This is a genomic window from Mycobacterium farcinogenes (assembly GCF_019739075.1).
Lineage (GTDB): Bacteria > Actinomycetota > Actinomycetes > Mycobacteriales > Mycobacteriaceae > Mycobacterium > Mycobacterium senegalense.
Genome location: NZ_CP081673.1, coordinates 4,715,119 through 4,731,040 on the forward strand (window position 1 = coordinate 4,715,119; position 15,922 = coordinate 4,731,040).

The 15,922-nt window shown below is 66.1% G+C and carries 17 protein-coding genes; 16 read left to right on the forward strand and 1 reads right to left on the reverse strand.

Annotation, left to right across the window (positions count from 1 at the left end):
• Positions 1 to 5: 5 nt before the first annotated feature.
• Positions 6 to 641, reverse strand: a complete 636-nt coding sequence (locus K6L26_RS22395) for a class I SAM-dependent methyltransferase (protein ID WP_036388628.1) — start codon at positions 639 to 641, stop codon at positions 6 to 8.
• A 57-nt stretch (positions 642 to 698) separates the two neighbouring features.
• Here K6L26_RS22395 and K6L26_RS22400 point away from each other — a divergent pair, with 57 nt between their 5' ends.
• The 16 genes from K6L26_RS22400 to K6L26_RS22475 all read left to right on the forward strand — a co-directional run bounded on the left by K6L26_RS22400 (position 699) and on the right by K6L26_RS22475 (position 15,921).
• Entirely contained in the window at positions 699 to 1,088 is a 390-nt protein-coding gene (locus K6L26_RS22400; protein WP_047040252.1) for a nuclear transport factor 2 family protein, read from the forward strand.
• Between the two features lie 20 nt (positions 1,089 to 1,108).
• Positions 1,109 to 1,624: a YceI family protein gene (locus K6L26_RS22405; RefSeq protein ID WP_047040231.1), complete on the forward strand. Its 516-nt coding sequence runs from the start codon at positions 1,109 to 1,111 to the stop codon at positions 1,622 to 1,624.
• Positions 1,625 to 1,688: 64 nt separating this feature from the next.
• Positions 1,689 to 2,087: an Rv3143 family two-component system response regulator gene (locus K6L26_RS22410; protein WP_043367658.1), complete on the forward strand. Its 399-nt coding sequence runs from the start codon at positions 1,689 to 1,691 to the stop codon at positions 2,085 to 2,087.
• A 171-nt stretch (positions 2,088 to 2,258) separates the two neighbouring features.
• Positions 2,259 to 2,627 (forward strand): NADH-quinone oxidoreductase subunit A, encoded by a 369-nt coding sequence (locus K6L26_RS22415; protein ID WP_003881436.1) that lies wholly within the window; start codon positions 2,259 to 2,261, stop codon positions 2,625 to 2,627.
• Entirely contained in the window at positions 2,618 to 3,172 is a 555-nt protein-coding gene (locus K6L26_RS22420) for a NuoB/complex I 20 kDa subunit family protein (RefSeq protein ID WP_036388633.1), read from the forward strand. The genes K6L26_RS22415 and K6L26_RS22420 overlap by 10 nt, the downstream gene beginning before the upstream one ends.
• Positions 3,169 to 3,864: an NADH-quinone oxidoreductase subunit C gene (locus tag K6L26_RS22425; RefSeq protein ID WP_221851572.1), complete on the forward strand. Its 696-nt coding sequence runs from the start codon at positions 3,169 to 3,171 to the stop codon at positions 3,862 to 3,864. The genes K6L26_RS22420 and K6L26_RS22425 overlap by 4 nt, the downstream gene beginning before the upstream one ends.
• On the forward strand, positions 3,864 to 5,168 hold the full coding sequence (gene nuoD, locus K6L26_RS22430; RefSeq protein WP_019343191.1) for an NADH dehydrogenase (quinone) subunit D: 1,305 nt from the start codon (positions 3,864 to 3,866) through the stop codon (positions 5,166 to 5,168). The genes K6L26_RS22425 and nuoD overlap by 1 nt, the downstream gene beginning before the upstream one ends.
• Positions 5,165 to 5,893, forward strand: a complete 729-nt coding sequence (nuoE, locus tag K6L26_RS22435; protein WP_019343192.1) for an NADH-quinone oxidoreductase subunit NuoE — start codon at positions 5,165 to 5,167, stop codon at positions 5,891 to 5,893. The genes nuoD and nuoE overlap by 4 nt, the downstream gene beginning before the upstream one ends.
• Complete coding sequence (nuoF, locus tag K6L26_RS22440) at positions 5,890 to 7,206, forward strand: NADH-quinone oxidoreductase subunit NuoF (RefSeq protein WP_221851574.1); 1,317 nt, start codon at positions 5,890 to 5,892, stop codon at positions 7,204 to 7,206. Before nuoE ends, nuoF begins: the two co-directional genes overlap by 4 nt.
• A 33-nt stretch (positions 7,207 to 7,239) precedes the next feature.
• Entirely contained in the window at positions 7,240 to 9,627 is a 2,388-nt protein-coding gene (locus K6L26_RS22445) for an NADH-quinone oxidoreductase subunit G (protein ID WP_221851576.1), read from the forward strand.
• Entirely contained in the window at positions 9,624 to 10,847 is a 1,224-nt protein-coding gene (gene nuoH, locus K6L26_RS22450; protein WP_221851578.1) for an NADH-quinone oxidoreductase subunit NuoH, read from the forward strand. Before K6L26_RS22445 ends, nuoH begins: the two co-directional genes overlap by 4 nt.
• Entirely contained in the window at positions 10,840 to 11,364 is a 525-nt protein-coding gene (gene nuoI, locus K6L26_RS22455; RefSeq protein ID WP_221851579.1) for an NADH-quinone oxidoreductase subunit NuoI, read from the forward strand. Before nuoH ends, nuoI begins: the two co-directional genes overlap by 8 nt.
• The gene (locus K6L26_RS22460; RefSeq protein WP_047040216.1) at positions 11,361 to 12,146 is read left to right on the forward strand and encodes an NADH-quinone oxidoreductase subunit J; all 786 of its coding nucleotides are present in this window, start codon (positions 11,361 to 11,363) and stop codon (positions 12,144 to 12,146) included. The genes nuoI and K6L26_RS22460 overlap by 4 nt, the downstream gene beginning before the upstream one ends.
• Before the next feature lie 4 nt (positions 12,147 to 12,150).
• The gene (nuoK, locus tag K6L26_RS22465; protein ID WP_036388644.1) at positions 12,151 to 12,450 is read left to right on the forward strand and encodes an NADH-quinone oxidoreductase subunit NuoK; all 300 of its coding nucleotides are present in this window, start codon (positions 12,151 to 12,153) and stop codon (positions 12,448 to 12,450) included.
• A gap of 7 nt (positions 12,451 to 12,457) precedes the next feature.
• Positions 12,458 to 14,338, forward strand: coding sequence for an NADH-quinone oxidoreductase subunit L (gene nuoL, locus K6L26_RS22470; protein WP_019343199.1), 1,881 nt, complete (start codon positions 12,458 to 12,460; stop codon positions 14,336 to 14,338).
• Positions 14,332 to 15,921, forward strand: a complete 1,590-nt coding sequence (locus K6L26_RS22475) for an NADH-quinone oxidoreductase subunit M (RefSeq protein ID WP_076211449.1) — start codon at positions 14,332 to 14,334, stop codon at positions 15,919 to 15,921. Before nuoL ends, K6L26_RS22475 begins: the two co-directional genes overlap by 7 nt.
• Position 15,922: the final 1 nt, after the last annotated feature.

The window sequence follows — 15,922 nt, forward strand, 5'->3', positions numbered from 1 at the left end:
GCCCGTCAGAGGCGTCGGATCCGGGCCAGCCACGCCGGCTCGTCGACGCGGGCGCCGACCGGCTCACCGATTGCCTCGGCGTGCGCCGCACCGACGACACCGCGGTAGGTCGTGGTCTCCAGCGCCTCCAGTTCCCAGCCCTGGGAGAAGGCCCGACGAATCACTTCCTCGCTGACCTGGGGTCCGAAGCCGCGGCCCGCGTCGGACAGGGCAAGCACGTGCACCGTCGCACCCGGACGGGCAGCCCGGTGCAGGCTGGCCACGTAGCGCGGCCGGTCGGCGTCGTCGAAGACGTGGAACAGCGCACTGTCGACGATGGTGTCGTACCGCGGGCCCTCCGTCTCACCGAGGCGGGTCGCGTCGGCGACGGCGAAGTGCGCATCGACGCCTCGTCGCGCGGCGTTCTCGCGGGCCTGGGCGACGGCACTTTCGGAGAAGTCGATACCGAGTACGTCGTAACCGAGCCGGGTCAGCAGCATGGTGTGTTCGCCGGCACCACAGCCGACGTCGAGCACCTTGCCGCCCAGGCGGCCGGTGCGTTCCAACTCGACGATGGCCGGTTGCGGCTCGCCGATGACCCACGGCGCGGTGCCGGACTCGTAGGCTTCGTCGAACAGGGAGTATGCGGGCGTGGAGTTCATGATTCGAGTCTGAAACCTGAATAGCCGTTGAGGTCAAGTCCTATCGAGGAGCCGATGATGCCCCCAACCGAAGCCGCAGTGGTCGACGACGTCGCGCACCGACTGTTCGACGCGATCGAGCGCGGCGACAAGGCCGCCGTGGCCCGACTGTGGGCCGACGATGTCTCGGTGTGGCACGCCGGCGACACCGAGGACAATGACCGGACCCGTGCGCTGAAGGTCATCGACTGGTTCATCGACAGGACCAGCGAACGCCGCTATGAGGTGCTCGATCGGCAGTTCTTCGACGGCGGATTCGTCCAGCAGCATGTCCTGCATGCCGCGGCACCCGACGGCACGTTGATCGCATTGCGGGTGTGCATCGTGATCAAAGTGGGTAGTGACGCGTTGATCCACCGCATCGACGAATACTTCGATCCGAGGGACATCGCACCCCTGTTTGTCTGACCCGACGCATTGGAGCTGCCATGCCCACGACCAGCGACATCCTCACCGCCAGCGCCGGAAACTGGACTCTCGTGCCAGATCTGTCCACGGTGACGTTTCGGAACAAAACACTGTGGGGCCTGGCCACCGTCACCGGGCGGTTCACCGAATTGAGCGGTGAGGGCTCCGCCGGTGCCGGGGTCACCGGCCGCGTCACCGTCGCGGCAGCGTCAGTGCGCACCGGGATCGCGAAACGTGATGCGCACCTTCGTTCAGCTGATTTTTTCGACGTCGAAACTCATCCGGACATCACCGTCGAGGTGACGGGTTTGGAGCCGTCCGACGAGAGGATCCGGTTGACGGCCGTCCTGACGGTTCGCGGAGTCTCCAAGCCGGTCGAGTTGCCCGTCGACGTAGACGTTCTCGACGGCGGGACACTGCAGCTGTCGGGACAGTGCGAGGTACAACGTGACGACTTCGGCGTGTCGGGCGACCTGCTCGGAATGGTAGGCCCGACCACCGTCCTGTCGGGTGAACTCGTGTTCACTCGAGTCTGATGCAACACAACAGAATTCGCTGAGTTGTCCGGCCGGCGACGCCATGCGCAGTAGCATCGGCGTCATGGCCGGCCCCGCGCCGCTGCACATCCTGGTGTACAGCGACAACCCGCGCACCCGCGAGCAGGTACGTCTCGCACTGGGCAAACGCGTGCATCCGGACCTGCCCGAACTGGAGTACGTCGAGATCGCCACCGCACCGATGGTGGTATCCCGGATGGACGCCGGGGGCATCGACCTGGCCATCCTCGACGGTGAAGCCACCCCGGCCGGGGGCATGGGGGTGGCCAAACAACTCAAGGACGAGGTCGCCGATTGCCCGCCCGTCCTGGTGCTGACCGGGCGGCCCGACGACGCCTGGCTGGCTAGCTGGTCACAGGCCGAGGCTGCGGTGCCACACCCGATCGATCCGATCCGGCTGGGTGATGCGGTGGTGTCACTGTTGCGCACCCCGGTCCAGTAACTTTCCGCGAATTGCCCTGGTGCCGTTGACTTTCGCGGCATGGCTGCGGCCGCAGCGACACGCTGCCCCGATATGAAACGATACTAACCAAAATGTGTGGCACAGGCCGCAAACCTCGCTAGGCTGTGGGTTAGCTCACATCGACAAGCAGGCGAGGGAGCGACGAGTGGCATGAATTTATATACGCCCATCTTGGTTCTCGGAGCCATCGCGGCCGCGTTCGCCGTGGTTTCCGTGGGTATCGCGCTCGTGATCGGCCCGCGCCGCTACAACCGGTCCAAACTCGAAGCCTACGAATGCGGCATCGAGCCGATGCAGCCCGGGGCGGCCGGCGTGACCGGCCAGCGCATGCCGATCCGGTACTACCTGACGGCCATGTTGTTCATCGTGTTCGACATCGAGATCGTCTTTCTCTATCCGTGGGCGGTGGCATTCGACAGTCTCGGGTTGTTCGCGCTGGTAGAGATGCTGCTGTTCATGCTCACGGTGTTCGTGGCATACGCCTATGTGTGGCGGCGAGGGGGCCTGAATTGGGATTAGAGGAACGTCTTCCCGGTGGCATCCTGCTGTCGACCGTGGAGGCTGTCGCCGGTTACGTGCGTAAGGGGTCGTTGTGGCCGGCCACCTTCGGTCTGGCCTGCTGCGCCATCGAGATGATGTCGACGGCCGGGCCACGTTTCGACATCGCGCGATTCGGCATGGAGCGCTTCTCGGCGACGCCGCGCCAGGCCGACCTGATGATCGTGGCGGGCCGGGTGAGCCAGAAGATGGCCCCGGTGCTGCGCCAGATCTACGACCAGATGGCCGAGCCGAAATGGGTGCTGGCCATGGGGGTTTGCGCCTCGTCCGGCGGGATGTTCAACAACTACGCGGTGGTCCAGGGTGTCGATCACGTGGTGCCGGTGGACATCTATCTGCCCGGCTGCCCGCCGCGACCCGAGATGCTGCTGCACGCAATTCTGAAGTTGCACGACAAGATTCAGCAGATGCCGCTCGGGGTGAACCGCGAGGAGGCGATCCGAGAGGCCGAGCAGGCAGCGTTGGCCGTCACACCGACCATCGAGCTCAAGGGGCTGTTGCGGTGAGCACGGCCAACGGAAACGGCACGGGCACAGGCCAAGGCCCCGAGGTGATCGGAACGCGCCGCGGCATGTTCGGCGCCTCGGGCACGGGCGACACATCGGGTTACGGCCGACTGGTCCGCTCGGTCGCACTGCCCGGCAGTTCCCCTCGGCCGTACGGCCAGTATTTCGACGAGGTGGTCGACCGGCTCGCCCAAATCCTCGGTGAGGAGCGCTATGCGGTCTCGATCGAGCGGGTGGTGGTTCATCGAGACGAGCTGACTGTGGAGGTCAGCCGCGTCCAGCTGCCCGCTGTGGCGAGCATTCTGCGTGATGACCCGCAATTGCGGTTCGAGCTGTGCCTCGGAGTGAGCGGGGTGCACTATCCCGACGACACCGACCGAGAACTGCACGCGGTGTACCCGCTGATGTCGATCACCCACAACCGGCGGATTCGGCTGGAAGTGGCGGCGCCGGACGCGGATCCGCATATCCCGTCGCTGTACCGCGTCTATCCGACCACCGATTGGCATGAACGCGAGACCTACGACTTCTTCGGCATCGTGTTCGACGGACATCCGGCGTTGACCCGGATCGAGATGCCCGACGACTGGGTCGGCCATCCTCAGCGCAAGGACTATCCACTGGGCGGAATTCCCGTCGAGTACCACGGCGCGCAGATCCCGCCGCCCGATCAGCGGAGGTCCTACAACTGATGAGTACCGAATCCCCCGTGGTCGTGGTCGGCGGACAGGACTGGGACGATGTGGTGGCCGCGGCCCGCGAGCATGCCGGCGAACGCATCGTGGTGAACATGGGTCCCCAACACCCGTCGACGCACGGTGTGCTGCGGCTGATTCTGGAGATCGAGGGCGAGATCATCACCGAAGCCCGTTGCGGTATCGGCTATCTGCATACCGGGATCGAGAAGAACCTGGAGTACCGCAACTGGACGCAGGGCGTCACGTTCGTCACCCGAATGGACTACCTCTCGCCGTTCTTCAACGAGACGGCGTATTGCCTCGGCGTGGAGAAACTGCTGGGTATCACCGACGACATTCCGGAGCGCGCCAGCATCGTGCGGGTGATGCTCATGGAACTCAACCGGATCTCGTCGCACCTGGTGGCCCTGGCCACCGGCGGCATGGAACTCGGCGCGATGTCGGCCATGTTTTACGGGTTCCGGGAACGCGAGGAGATCCTGCGGGTCTTCGAGTCGATCACCGGTCTTCGGATGAACCACGCCTATATCCGGCCGGGCGGCCTGGCCGCCGACCTGCCCGACGGTGCCGTCGGCCAGGTTCGGGCACTACTCGATCTGCTGCCGAACCGCCTGGGCGACTTGGAGGATCTCCTCAACGAGAACTACATCTGGAAAGCCCGCACCGTGGGTGTCGGGTACCTCGACCTGACCGGGTGTATGGCACTGGGAATCACCGGACCGGTGTTGCGCTCCACCGGTCTGCCCCACGATCTGCGCCGCGCGCAGCCGTACTGCGGTTACGAGAACTACGAATTCGACGTGATCACCGATGACCGCTGCGATTCCTACGGGCGCTACATGATCCGCGTCAAGGAGATGCGGGAGTCACTCAAGATCGTCGAGCAGTGTGTGGACCGCCTCGAGAAGATGGGCGACGGTCCCGTGATGATCAACGACAAGAAGCTGGCCTGGCCGGCAGATCTGAAGGTCGGGCCCGACGGACTGGGCAACTCCCCCGAACACATCGCCAAGATCATGGGCCATTCGATGGAGGGGCTGATCCACCACTTCAAGCTCGTCACCGAGGGAATCCGGGTACCGGCCGGCCAGGTGTACGTCGCGGTTGAGTCCCCGCGCGGCGAGCTCGGCGTGCACATGGTCTCCGACGGCGGCACCCGCCCCTACCGCGTGCACTACCGGGACCCCTCCTTCACGAATCTGCAGGCGGTGGCGGCCATGTGTGAGGGCGGCATGGTCGCCGACGCGATAGCCGCGGTGGCGTCGATAGACCCGGTCATGGGGGGTGTGGACAGGTGACGGAAGTGTTCATTCAACTGGGGCAGCGCCCCGATGAACCGGGCCCGCCGATCAACGGGCCCGCGGCGTATCCGGACGAGGTGACGGCGCGGCTCACCGTCGACGCCGAGCAGATCACCGCCCGTTACCCCGATGCCCGCTCGGCCCTGTTGCCGTTGCTGCATCTGGTGCAGGCCGAGGACGGTTGCCTGACGCCCGCCGGAATCGGTTTCTGCGCAGCGCGGTTGGGACTCACCGATGCCGAAGTCACCGCGGTCGCCACGTTCTACTCGATGTACCGGCGCACCCCCACGGGCGAGTATCTCGTCGGGGTGTGCACCAACACGTTGTGCGCGATCATGGGCGGCGACGCGATCCTGGAGGCCCTACAGGAGCACCTGGACATCCGCGCCGGCGACACCACCGCCGACGGCCGCGTCACCCTGGAACACATCGAGTGCAACGCGGCGTGTGACTACGCCCCGGTGATCATGGTCAACTGGGAGTTCTACGACAATCAAACACCGTCGTCGGCACGGGATCTGGTGGACGGCCTCCGTGGTGGGACACCGCCTGCACCGACCCGCGGAGCGCCGCTGTGCACGTTCCGGGAAACGGCACGCACGCTGGCCGGTCTGAGCAATCCGCACACCTCGGGTGGTGTCCCGGGCGCGGCCACCCTGGCCGGCCTGCGTGAGGCCAGAGAACGCGGAATGTCGACGCCCGAGACAGGTCCGGTCGCATGACCCCGCTGACCCCGGTACTGAGCCGATTCTGGGACGAACCGGAACCGTGGACGTTGGACACCTACCGCCGCCACGACGGTTACCGCGGGCTGCAGCGAGCCCTGGCGATGTCACCGGACGACGTGATCGCGCTGGTGAAGGATTCCGGGTTGCGCGGACGCGGCGGTGCCGGGTTCCCGACCGGAACCAAGTGGTCTTTCATCCCACAGGGGGACGAAGGTGCCGGGGCCAAGCCGCACTACCTCGTGGTCAACGCCGACGAATCCGAACCCGGTACCTGCAAAGACATTCCGCTGCTGCTCACCACACCGCACTTCCTGGTCGAGGGCGTGATCATCGCGGCCTACGCGATCCGGGCCCGTCATGCGTTCATCTATGTCCGCGGTGAGGTAGTGCCGGTGTTGCGGCGTCTGCAGGCCGCGGTCGCCGAGGCGTATGCGGCCGGGTATCTGGGCACCGACATCCTGGGCTCTGGTTTCGATCTCGAACTGACCGTGCACGCGGGCGCGGGCGCCTACATCTGTGGCGAGGAGACCGCGCTACTGGATTCTCTGGAGGGCCGGCGCGGCCAACCACGGTTGCGCCCACCGTTTCCCGCCGTCGCGGGACTGTACGCCTGCCCGACGGTGGTCAACAACGTCGAGTCCATCGCCAGCGTGCCGCCGATCATGGTGAACGGGGTGGACTGGTTCCGGTCGATGGGCTCGGAGAAATCCCCTGGCTTCACCCTGTATTCGCTCTCCGGCCACGTGAACCGGCCAGGCCAGTACGAGGCTCCGCTGGGCATCACCCTGCGCGAACTGCTCGGCTACGCCGGCGGTGTCCGCGACGGGCACACCCTGAAATTCTGGACCCCGGGCGGATCATCGACACCCCTGCTGACAGCCGAACACATCGACGTGCCATTGGATTACGAAGGCATGGCGTCTGTCGGCTCCATGCTCGGCACCAAGGCTCTGCAGATCTTCGACGAGACCACCTGCGTGGTGCGGGCGGTGCGCCGGTGGACCCAGTTCTACGCCCACGAGTCGTGCGGCAAGTGCACACCGTGTCGCGAAGGCACGTACTGGCTGGCCCAGATCTACGCCCGGCTGGAAACCGGTGCAGGCACCCGGGCCGATATCGACAAGCTGCTCGACATCGCAGACGGCATCTTCGGAAAGTCCTTCTGCGCGTTGGGAGACGGGGCGGCCAGCCCCATCACATCTTCCATCAAGTACTTCCGCGACGAGTACGTCGCACACCTGGACGGGGGTTGTCCGTTCGATCCGCATGCCTCGACGTTGATGGCTACCGAAGGGGCGGGTGCCTGAAATGTTTCTCACCGCGAGCAGAGGGGGCCGCACGTGACGCTGGCTGAACCCGCCAAGGACACCCCGCCGGTGGAGATGGTGTCGCTGACCATCGACGGTGAGCAGATCAGTGTCCCCAAAGGCACGTTGGTGATCCGCGCCGCCGAGCTGATGGGCGTCCAGATCCCCCGGTTCTGCGATCACCCGCTGCTCGATCCGGTCGGGGCATGCCGACAGTGCCTGGTCGAGATCGAGGGCCAGCGCAAACCGATGGCTTCCTGCACCACCACGGTCAGCCCGGACATGGTGGTACGCACCCAGTTCAGCTCCGAGGCGGCTGACAAAGCGCAGCGCGGCGTGATGGAACTGCTGCTGATCAACCATCCGCTGGACTGCCCGATCTGCGACAAGGGCGGCGAATGCCCGCTCCAGAACCAGGCCATGTCCAACGGGCGCCCCGAGACGCGCTTCGAGGACGTCAAGCGGACCTTCCCGAAACCGATCAACATCTCCTCACAAGTGCTACTGGACCGTGAACGCTGCGTGCTGTGCGCGCGCTGCACCCGCTTCTCGGCCCAGATCGCCGGCGACCCGTTCATCGACCTGCTGGAACGCGGTGCGCTACAACAGGTCGGCATCGCTGCGGGCGAACCGTTCCAGTCGTACTTCTCCGGCAACACCGTGCAGATCTGCCCGGTGGGCGCGCTGACCGGGACGGCCTATCGGTTCCGGGCCCGACCGTTCGACCTCGTCTCCAGCCCGAGCGTCTGTGAACACTGCGCGTCGGGCTGCGCTCAACGTACCGACCATCGACGCGGAAAAGTGATGCGCCGCTTGGCCGGTGACGACCCTGAGGTCAACGAGGAGTGGAACTGCGACAAGGGCCGGTGGGCATTCACCTATGCGACAGCCGGTGACCGCATCACCACACCGTTGATCCGTGACGACGGCGCACTTCGGCCGGCGTCGTGGTCGGAGGCGCTGACGGTCGCCGGGGCCGGTCTGCTGGGCGCAGGCGCGAACACCGGAGTGCTGGTGGGTGGGCGCTGCACAGTGCAGGACGCCTATGCCTACTCGAAGTTTGCCCGAATGGTGCTGGGCACCAACGACATCGACTTTCGGGCCCGCCCGCATTCCGGCGAGGAAGCCGAGTTTCTGGCCGCCCGCATTGCCGGGCAGCCCATGACACTGCGCTACGCCGAACTGGAAAACGCCCGCACTGTCCTGCTCGTCGGGCTGGAGCCCGAAGAAGAATCCCCCATCGTCTTCCTGCGGCTGCGCAAGGCCGCCCGCAAGAACGGCCTACAGGTTCTCGCCGTGGCCCCGTTCGCCAGCCGTGGACTCACCAAGATGGCGGGCACCGTCATCCCAACAGTCCCCGGGACCGAAGCTGCCGCGCTGGATGCACTGGAAGCCGACGAGCGGCTGCGACGCCCCGGCGCAGTGATCCTCGTCGGTGAACGACTCGCCACTTCCCCGGGTGCGTTGTCCGCCGCGCTACGACTCTCGTCGGCCACCGGTGCCCGGATCGCCTGGATTCCGCGGCGTGCCGGTGAGCGTGGCGCCCTGGAAGCCGGTGCACTGCCGAACCTGCTGCCGGGCGGGCGCCCCGTCGATGACGCTGACGCCCGAGCGCAGACCGCCGCAGTGTGGAACACCTCCGACCTGCCGGCTACCGCCGGCCGCGACACCAGCGCCATCCTCGCCGCCGCCGGCGACGGCACCCTCTCGGCCCTCGTCGTCGGCGGCGTCGAGATCACCGACCTGCCCGACCCGGCGGCCGCACTGGCCGCGCTACGGGCCGCCCCGCTCGTCGTGAGCCTCGAGCTGCGCGAGAGCGAGGTCACCGAACTGGCCGACGTCGTGTTCCCGGTGGCTCCGGTGGTGGAGAAGGCAGGCGCATACCTCAACTGGGAAGGCCGGGTTCGACCGTTCAGACCGGCGTTGCAGACCAACGCGATTCCCGATCTACGGGTTCTGCATTACCTGGCCGACGAAATCGGCGTCGACCTGGGCTTGACCGGCCCGGAAGCCGCCGACATCGAACTGGGCCGGCTCGGGGCCTGGGCCGGGCCACGCCCCGCTGAACCGTCGGTGGGGCCCGGAGCACCGCCGAGCGCGGGTCCCGGGCAGGCCGTTCTGGCCAGTTGGCGTCTACTTCTGGACGCCGGACGTCTGCAGGACGGCGAGCCATACCTGGCCGGCACCGCCGTGAGCCCCGTGGTACGGATGTCTGAGGCGACCGCCGCCGAAATCGGTGCGCCACCGGGAGATCTGGTGGCCGTCAGCACCGACCGCGGCACCGTCACCTTGCCGCTGGCCGTGACCGAGATGGCTGACCGGGTGGCGTGGCTGCCGACCAACTCCCCTGGATCGGCGATCCATCGCCAACTCGGGGTCACGGCCGGAGCCCTGGTGGAGATCGGGCGGGCCGACTCATGACCTACCCCGATCCCACGCTGTTCGGCCACGACCCGTGGTGGCTGATCCTGGCGAAGGCACTCGGGGTGTTCGTCTTCCTGCTGCTGACCGTGCTCGCGGCCATCCTGATCGAACGTAAGGTGCTGGGCCGCATGCAGATGCGACCCGGCCCCAACCGCGTCGGCCCGTGGGGTCTGCTGCAATCGCTGGCCGACGGCGTCAAACTCGCCCTCAAGGAAGGCCTGACTCCCGCCGGCATCGACAAGCCCATCTACCTTCTGGCCCCGATCATCTCGGTGATCCCCGCGTTCATGGCGTTCGCGGTGATCCCGATGGGCGGTGAGGTATCGGTGTTCGGTCACCGCACCGCACTGCAACTGACTGATCTGCCCGTGGCGGTGCTGTACATCCTGGCCGTCACCTCGATCGGGGTGTACGGCATCGTATTGGCCGGCTGGGCATCGGGTTCCACCTATCCGCTGCTGGGTGGCCTGCGATCGAGCGCCCAGGTGATCTCCTACGAGATCGCGATGGCGTTGTCGTTCGCCGCGGTGTTCCTCTACGCGGGCACGATGTCCACCTCGGGCATCGTGGCGGCCCAAGACCGCACCTGGTACGTATTTCTGCTGCTGCCCTCGTTCGTGGTGTACGTGACCTCGATGGTGGGCGAAACCAACCGGGCGCCTTTCGATCTGCCCGAGGCCGAGGGTGAGCTGGTCGGCGGATTCCACACCGAGTACTCGTCGCTGAAGTTCGCGATGTTCATGCTCGCCGAGTACGTCAACATGACCACCGTCTCGGCGCTGGCCACCACGATGTTCCTCGGCGGCTGGCACGCACCGTTCCCGTTCAACCTGATCGACGGTGCCAACAGCGGTTGGTGGTCGCTGTTGTGGTTCGTCGCCAAGGTGTGGACATTCATGTTCCTGTACTTCTGGCTCCGCGCCACCTTGCCCCGGTTGCGCTACGACCAGTTCATGGCGCTGGGCTGGAAGGTGCTCATCCCGGTGTCACTGGTCTGGATCATGGTCGTCGCCGTCACCCACAGCCTGCGTGAGCACGGGTACCACAACTGGGCCACCGGCCTGGTGACCACTGCGGTCATCGTCGTCGCGGTGCTGGCCGCTGCGCTGTGGAAAACACTGCGGGGCAGAGCGATTCAGCCGATCCCGGAGCAGAGCGCCGGAGCCTATCCGGTGCCGCCGCTCCCGAATGCTGGAAAGGAGGCTGTTGATGCCTAAGTTTCTCGACGCCCTGGCCGGGTTTGCGGTCACCTTCGGGTCGATGTTCAAAAAGCCGCTCACCGAAGAGTATCCGGAGAAACCTGGTCCGGTCGCACCGCGCTATCACGGCCGGCATCAGCTCAACCGCTACCCCGACGGCCTGGAAAAGTGCATCGGCTGCGAGCTGTGCGCCTGGGCCTGCCCGGCCGATGCCATCTTCGTCGAAGGCGCCGACAACACCGAAGTCGAACGCTTCTCGCCGGGCGAGCGGTACGGCCGGGTGTACCAGATCAACTATCTGCGGTGCATCGGCTGCGGACTCTGCATCGAAGCCTGCCCCACCCGTGCGCTGACGATGACCAACCAGTACGAAATGGCTGACGACAACCGGGCAGACCTGATCTGGGGAAAGGACAAACTGCTGGCCCCGCTGCAACCCGGCATGCAGGCGCCGCCTCACGAGATGGCGCCGGGTAGCACCGACGACGACTACTACCTCGGCCGGGTCCGCCCACTCGCCCAGGATGCCCAGTGAGCCCCGACGTCGTCCTGCTGGCTACTGAACACATTTCGCGGCTCGCCGCTGATGGCGCGGCCCGCACGTCAACCTCGGAAGCGGTGCTGTTCTGGGTCCTGGGGACGGTCGCGCTGCTGGGGGCCATCGGGGTGGTGGCCGCACCGAAAGCCGTGTACTCCGCGGTGTTCCTGGCCTGCACCATGATCGCGCTCGCTGTGCTCTACATCGCCCAGGACGCGTTGTTCCTCGGGGTGGTGCAGGTGGTGGTCTACACCGGCGCGGTGATGATGCTGTTCTTGTTCGTGCTGATGCTCATCGGTGTCGACCTGTCCGAATCGTTCGCCGAGACACTACGTGGACAACGCGTTGCGGCGCTGGCCGCAGGCACCGGATTCGGCATCCTGTTGATAGCCGGGATCGGCAACGTCTCGGTTGCCGGTTTCACCGGCCTGGCCCAGGCCAACAGCGGCGGCAACGTGGAAGGCCTGGCCGCGCTGATCTTCACCCGCTATCTGTGGGCGTTCGAACTGACCAGCACGCTGCTGATCACCGCGGCGCTGGGCGCGATGGTGCTCGCGCACCGGGAACGCTTCGAGCGCCGCAAGACCCAGCGCGAATTGGCGGTCGAACGATTCCAGGCCGGCGGGCATCCGACCCCGCTGCCCAATCCCGGTGTCTATGCGCGGCACAACGCCGTCGACGTCCCGGCTCGGCTGCCCGATGGCTCCGATGCGGCGTTGTCGGTCAGCGCGATTCTGCCGCAACGCACGATCAGTGGCTCGTCGAACGGGGAGGGGTGATGCGGTGAATCCCGACAACTATCTGTACCTGTCGGCACTGTTGTTCACAATCGGGGCGTCGGGAGTGCTGTTGCGGCGCAACGCCATCGTGATGTTCATGTGCGTCGAACTCATGCTCAACGCCGCCAACCTGGCGTTCGTCTCCTTCTCCCGCATGCACGGTCATCTCGACGGTCAGGTGGTGGCGTTCTTCACCATGGTGGTCGCTGCCTGCGAGGTGGTGGTGGGGCTGGCGATCATCATGACCATCTTCCGTACCCGGCGTTCGGCCTCGGTCGACGACGCCAGCCTGCTGAAACATTAAGGGCGCGATGTCACTTCTCGTGTGGTTGCTCATCGACCTGCCGGCCACTGGTGCGGCGATTCTGCTGTTGGCCGGCCGGCGCGCGAACCGTTGGGGACACCTGCTGGGTTGCGCTGCCGCGCTGGCCTCGTTCGCGATCGGCGCCGTGCTGTTCGCCCAGATGCTCGGCCGCCCCGCTGAGCATCGCGTGATCCAGGAATCCCTTTTCTCCTGGGTGCCGGTGGCGGGCCTGCAGGTCGATTTCGGATTGCAGCTCGATCAGCTGTCGATGTGCTTCGTGCTGTTGATCACCGGGGTCGGCTCGCTGATCCACATCTACTCCATCGGCTACATGGCCGAAGATCCGGATCGCAGAAGGTTCTTCGCGTACCTCAACCTGTTCCTGGCCGCCATGCTGCTGCTCGTGCTCGCCGACAACTACCTCGGCCTGTACGCCGGGTGGGAAGGCGTGGGCCTGGCCTCCTATCTGCTGATCGGATTCTGGTCACACAAGCCCTCGGCCGCCGCCGCGGCCAAGAAGGCCTTTGTGGTCAACCGGGTCGGTGACATGGGGCTGGCCATCGCGTTGATGATCATGTTCGCCACCATCGGGTCCATCTCGTTCGCCGGGGTGTTCAGCGCCGCACCGGCATTGAGCGAGGCCACGCTCACCGTGATCGGGCTGCTGCTGTTGCTGGGTGCATGCGGCAAGTCAGCCCAGGTGCCGTTGCAGTCGTGGCTCGGAGATGCGATGGAGGGCCCGACACCGGTCTCGGCGCTCATCCACGCCGCCACCATGGTCACCGCCGGCGTCTATCTGATCGTGCGCTCCGGGCCGATCTTCGACCTGGCCCCGGGCGCCCAGACCGGTGTGGTCATAGTCGGCGCCGTCACGCTGCTGTTCGGTGCGATCGTCGGCTGCGCCAAGGACGACATCAAGAAAGCGCTGGCGGCCTCCACGATGAGCCAGATCGGCTATATGGTGCTGGCTGCCGGGCTCGGGCCGGCGGGGTACGCGTTCGCGATCATGCACCTGCTCACCCACGGCTTCTTCAAGGCCGGCCTGTTCCTCGGCGCCGGATCGGTGATGCATGCGATGAACGACGAGGTCAACATGCGCCGCTACGGTGCGCTACGAAAGGCCCTGCCGGTCACCTTCGCCACCTTCGGGCTCGGCTACCTGGCCATCATCGGAGTGCCGCCATTGGCCGGCTTCTTCTCAAAGGACAGCATCATCGAGGCGGCGCTGGGTGCAGGAGGCATTCGCGGCGTGATCCTCGGTGGCGCGGCAATTCTCGGCGCCGGAATCACCGCGTTCTACATGACGCGGGTGATGCTGATGACGTTCTTCGGCGAAAAGCGTTGGGCCCCCGAAGCGCATCCGCACGAGGCCCCGGCGGTGATGACCTGGCCAATGATCCTGCTCGCGGTCGGCTCGGTGGTCTCCGGTGGCGCACTGGCCATCGGCGGCACGCTGTCGCACTGGCTCGAGCCGGTGGTCGGTTCGCACGAGGCGCACCACGCGATCCCGGCCTGGGTTGTCACCGTGATCGTGCTGGCGGTCGTCGCCGTGGGTATCGCGGTGGCCTACCGGATGTACGGACAGCGGCCGGTACCGGCGGAAGTGCCCGACGGGTCGGCGTTGACCGTGGCGGCACGGCGCGATCTGTACGGCGACGCAGTCAACGAAGCGGTGTTCATGCGGGGCGGGCAGACCCTGACCGCCGCCCTGGTGACCGTCGACGACAAGGTGGTCGACGGTACCGCAGGCGGTCTGGCCGCGCTGGTGCGCCGAACGTCGGACGGGTTGCGCGGCCTGCAGACCGGCTTCGCCCGGTCCTACGCGCTGTCCATGCTCGGCGGGGCAGCTCTGGTGGTGGCGACGATCCTGGCGGTGCGACTGTGGTGAGCACATTTCCGTGGCTGACGGCGCTGTGGGCGCTCCCGACGGTGGGCGCCGCAGCGGTGATGCTGCTCCCGGCCGGGCAACGGGCACTGGCGAAATGGCTGGCACTGGTGATCTCACTGGCGGCGCTGGGTCTGGCGGGCGTCATCGCCATCGGCTTCGATCCGGCCGGCGAGCAGTATCAGTTCGTCGAATCGCACCGCTGGATCCCGTCTTTCGGTACCGGATACATCCTCGGGATCGACGGAATCGCGCTGGCCCTCATCGTTCTCACCGCCGTGCTGCTGCCGCTGCTGATCATCGCGGGCTGGAACGACGCGACACACCAGACCGGGCTCGGCGGCCGGGGCGTGCAGGCCTACCTGGCGCTGACGCTGGCCGTCGAGGGCATGGTCTTCATGTCCCTGGTGGCGCTCGACATCCTGCTGTTCTACGTGTTCTTCGAGGCCATGCTGATCCCGATGTACTTCCTCATCGGGGGTTTCGGCGGCGAGAACCGTTCCAAGGCGGCAGTCAAGTTCCTGCTCTACAACCTGTTCGGCGGTCTGGTGATGCTGGCCGCTGTGATCGGGCTGTACGTGGTGACCGCGGGTAGTGACGCGTTCGATTCGGGCACCTTCGATTTCCGGGCGATCGTGGCCGCGGTGTCGTCCGGCGAGTTCGTGATCGACCCCGCCGTGGCGAACTCGCTATTCCTCGGTTTCATGTTCGCGTTCGCGGTCAAGGCTCCGCTGTGGCCGTTCCACCGGTGGCTGCCCGATGCCGCGGTCCAGGCCACCCCGGCCAGCGCGGTGCTGATGATGGCGATCATGGACAAGGTCGGAACCTTCGGCATGCTGCGCTACTGCCTGCCGCTGTTTCCCGATTCGTCAACGTATTTCCGCCCGCTGATCATCACGCTCGCGGTGATCGGCATCGTCTACGGCGCCGTCCTGGCGATCGGCCAGACCGATGTGATGCGGCTGATCGCCTACACCTCGATATCGCACTTCGGTTTCATCATTCTGGGCATCTTCGTGATGACCAGTCAGGGCCAGGCCGGCTCGACGCTGTACATGATCAATCACGGGATCTCCACGGCCGCTTTGTTCCTGATCGCCGGCTTCCTGGTGTCGCGGCGCGGTTCCCGGTTGATCGACGCTTACGGCGGTGTGCAAAAGGTGGCCCCGGTGCTCGCGGGGACCTTCCTGGTCGCAGGCTTGGCGACGTTGTCGCTGCCCGGTCTGGCGCCGTTCATCAGTGAGTTCCTGGTTCTCATCGGCACATTCATGCGTTACCCGGTGGTGGCGGTGTTCGCCGCCACCGCGCTGGTGTTGTCGGCGGTGTACATCCTGTGGATGTACCAGCGGATGATGACCGGCCCGATCGGCGACGGTCTGCTGGAGGGCGAGGGCAAAGTACGCGATCTCGTGCCACGCGAACTGGTGGTGGTGGCGCCGCTGATCGCACTGCTACTGGTTTTGGGCATCTACCCCAAACCCGCTCTGGACGTGATCAATCCGGCCGTAGCGCACACATTGACCACCATCGGACAGACCGATCCGGCACCGAGCGCACCACCGACCATCGCCGAGGGGGGCCGCTGAC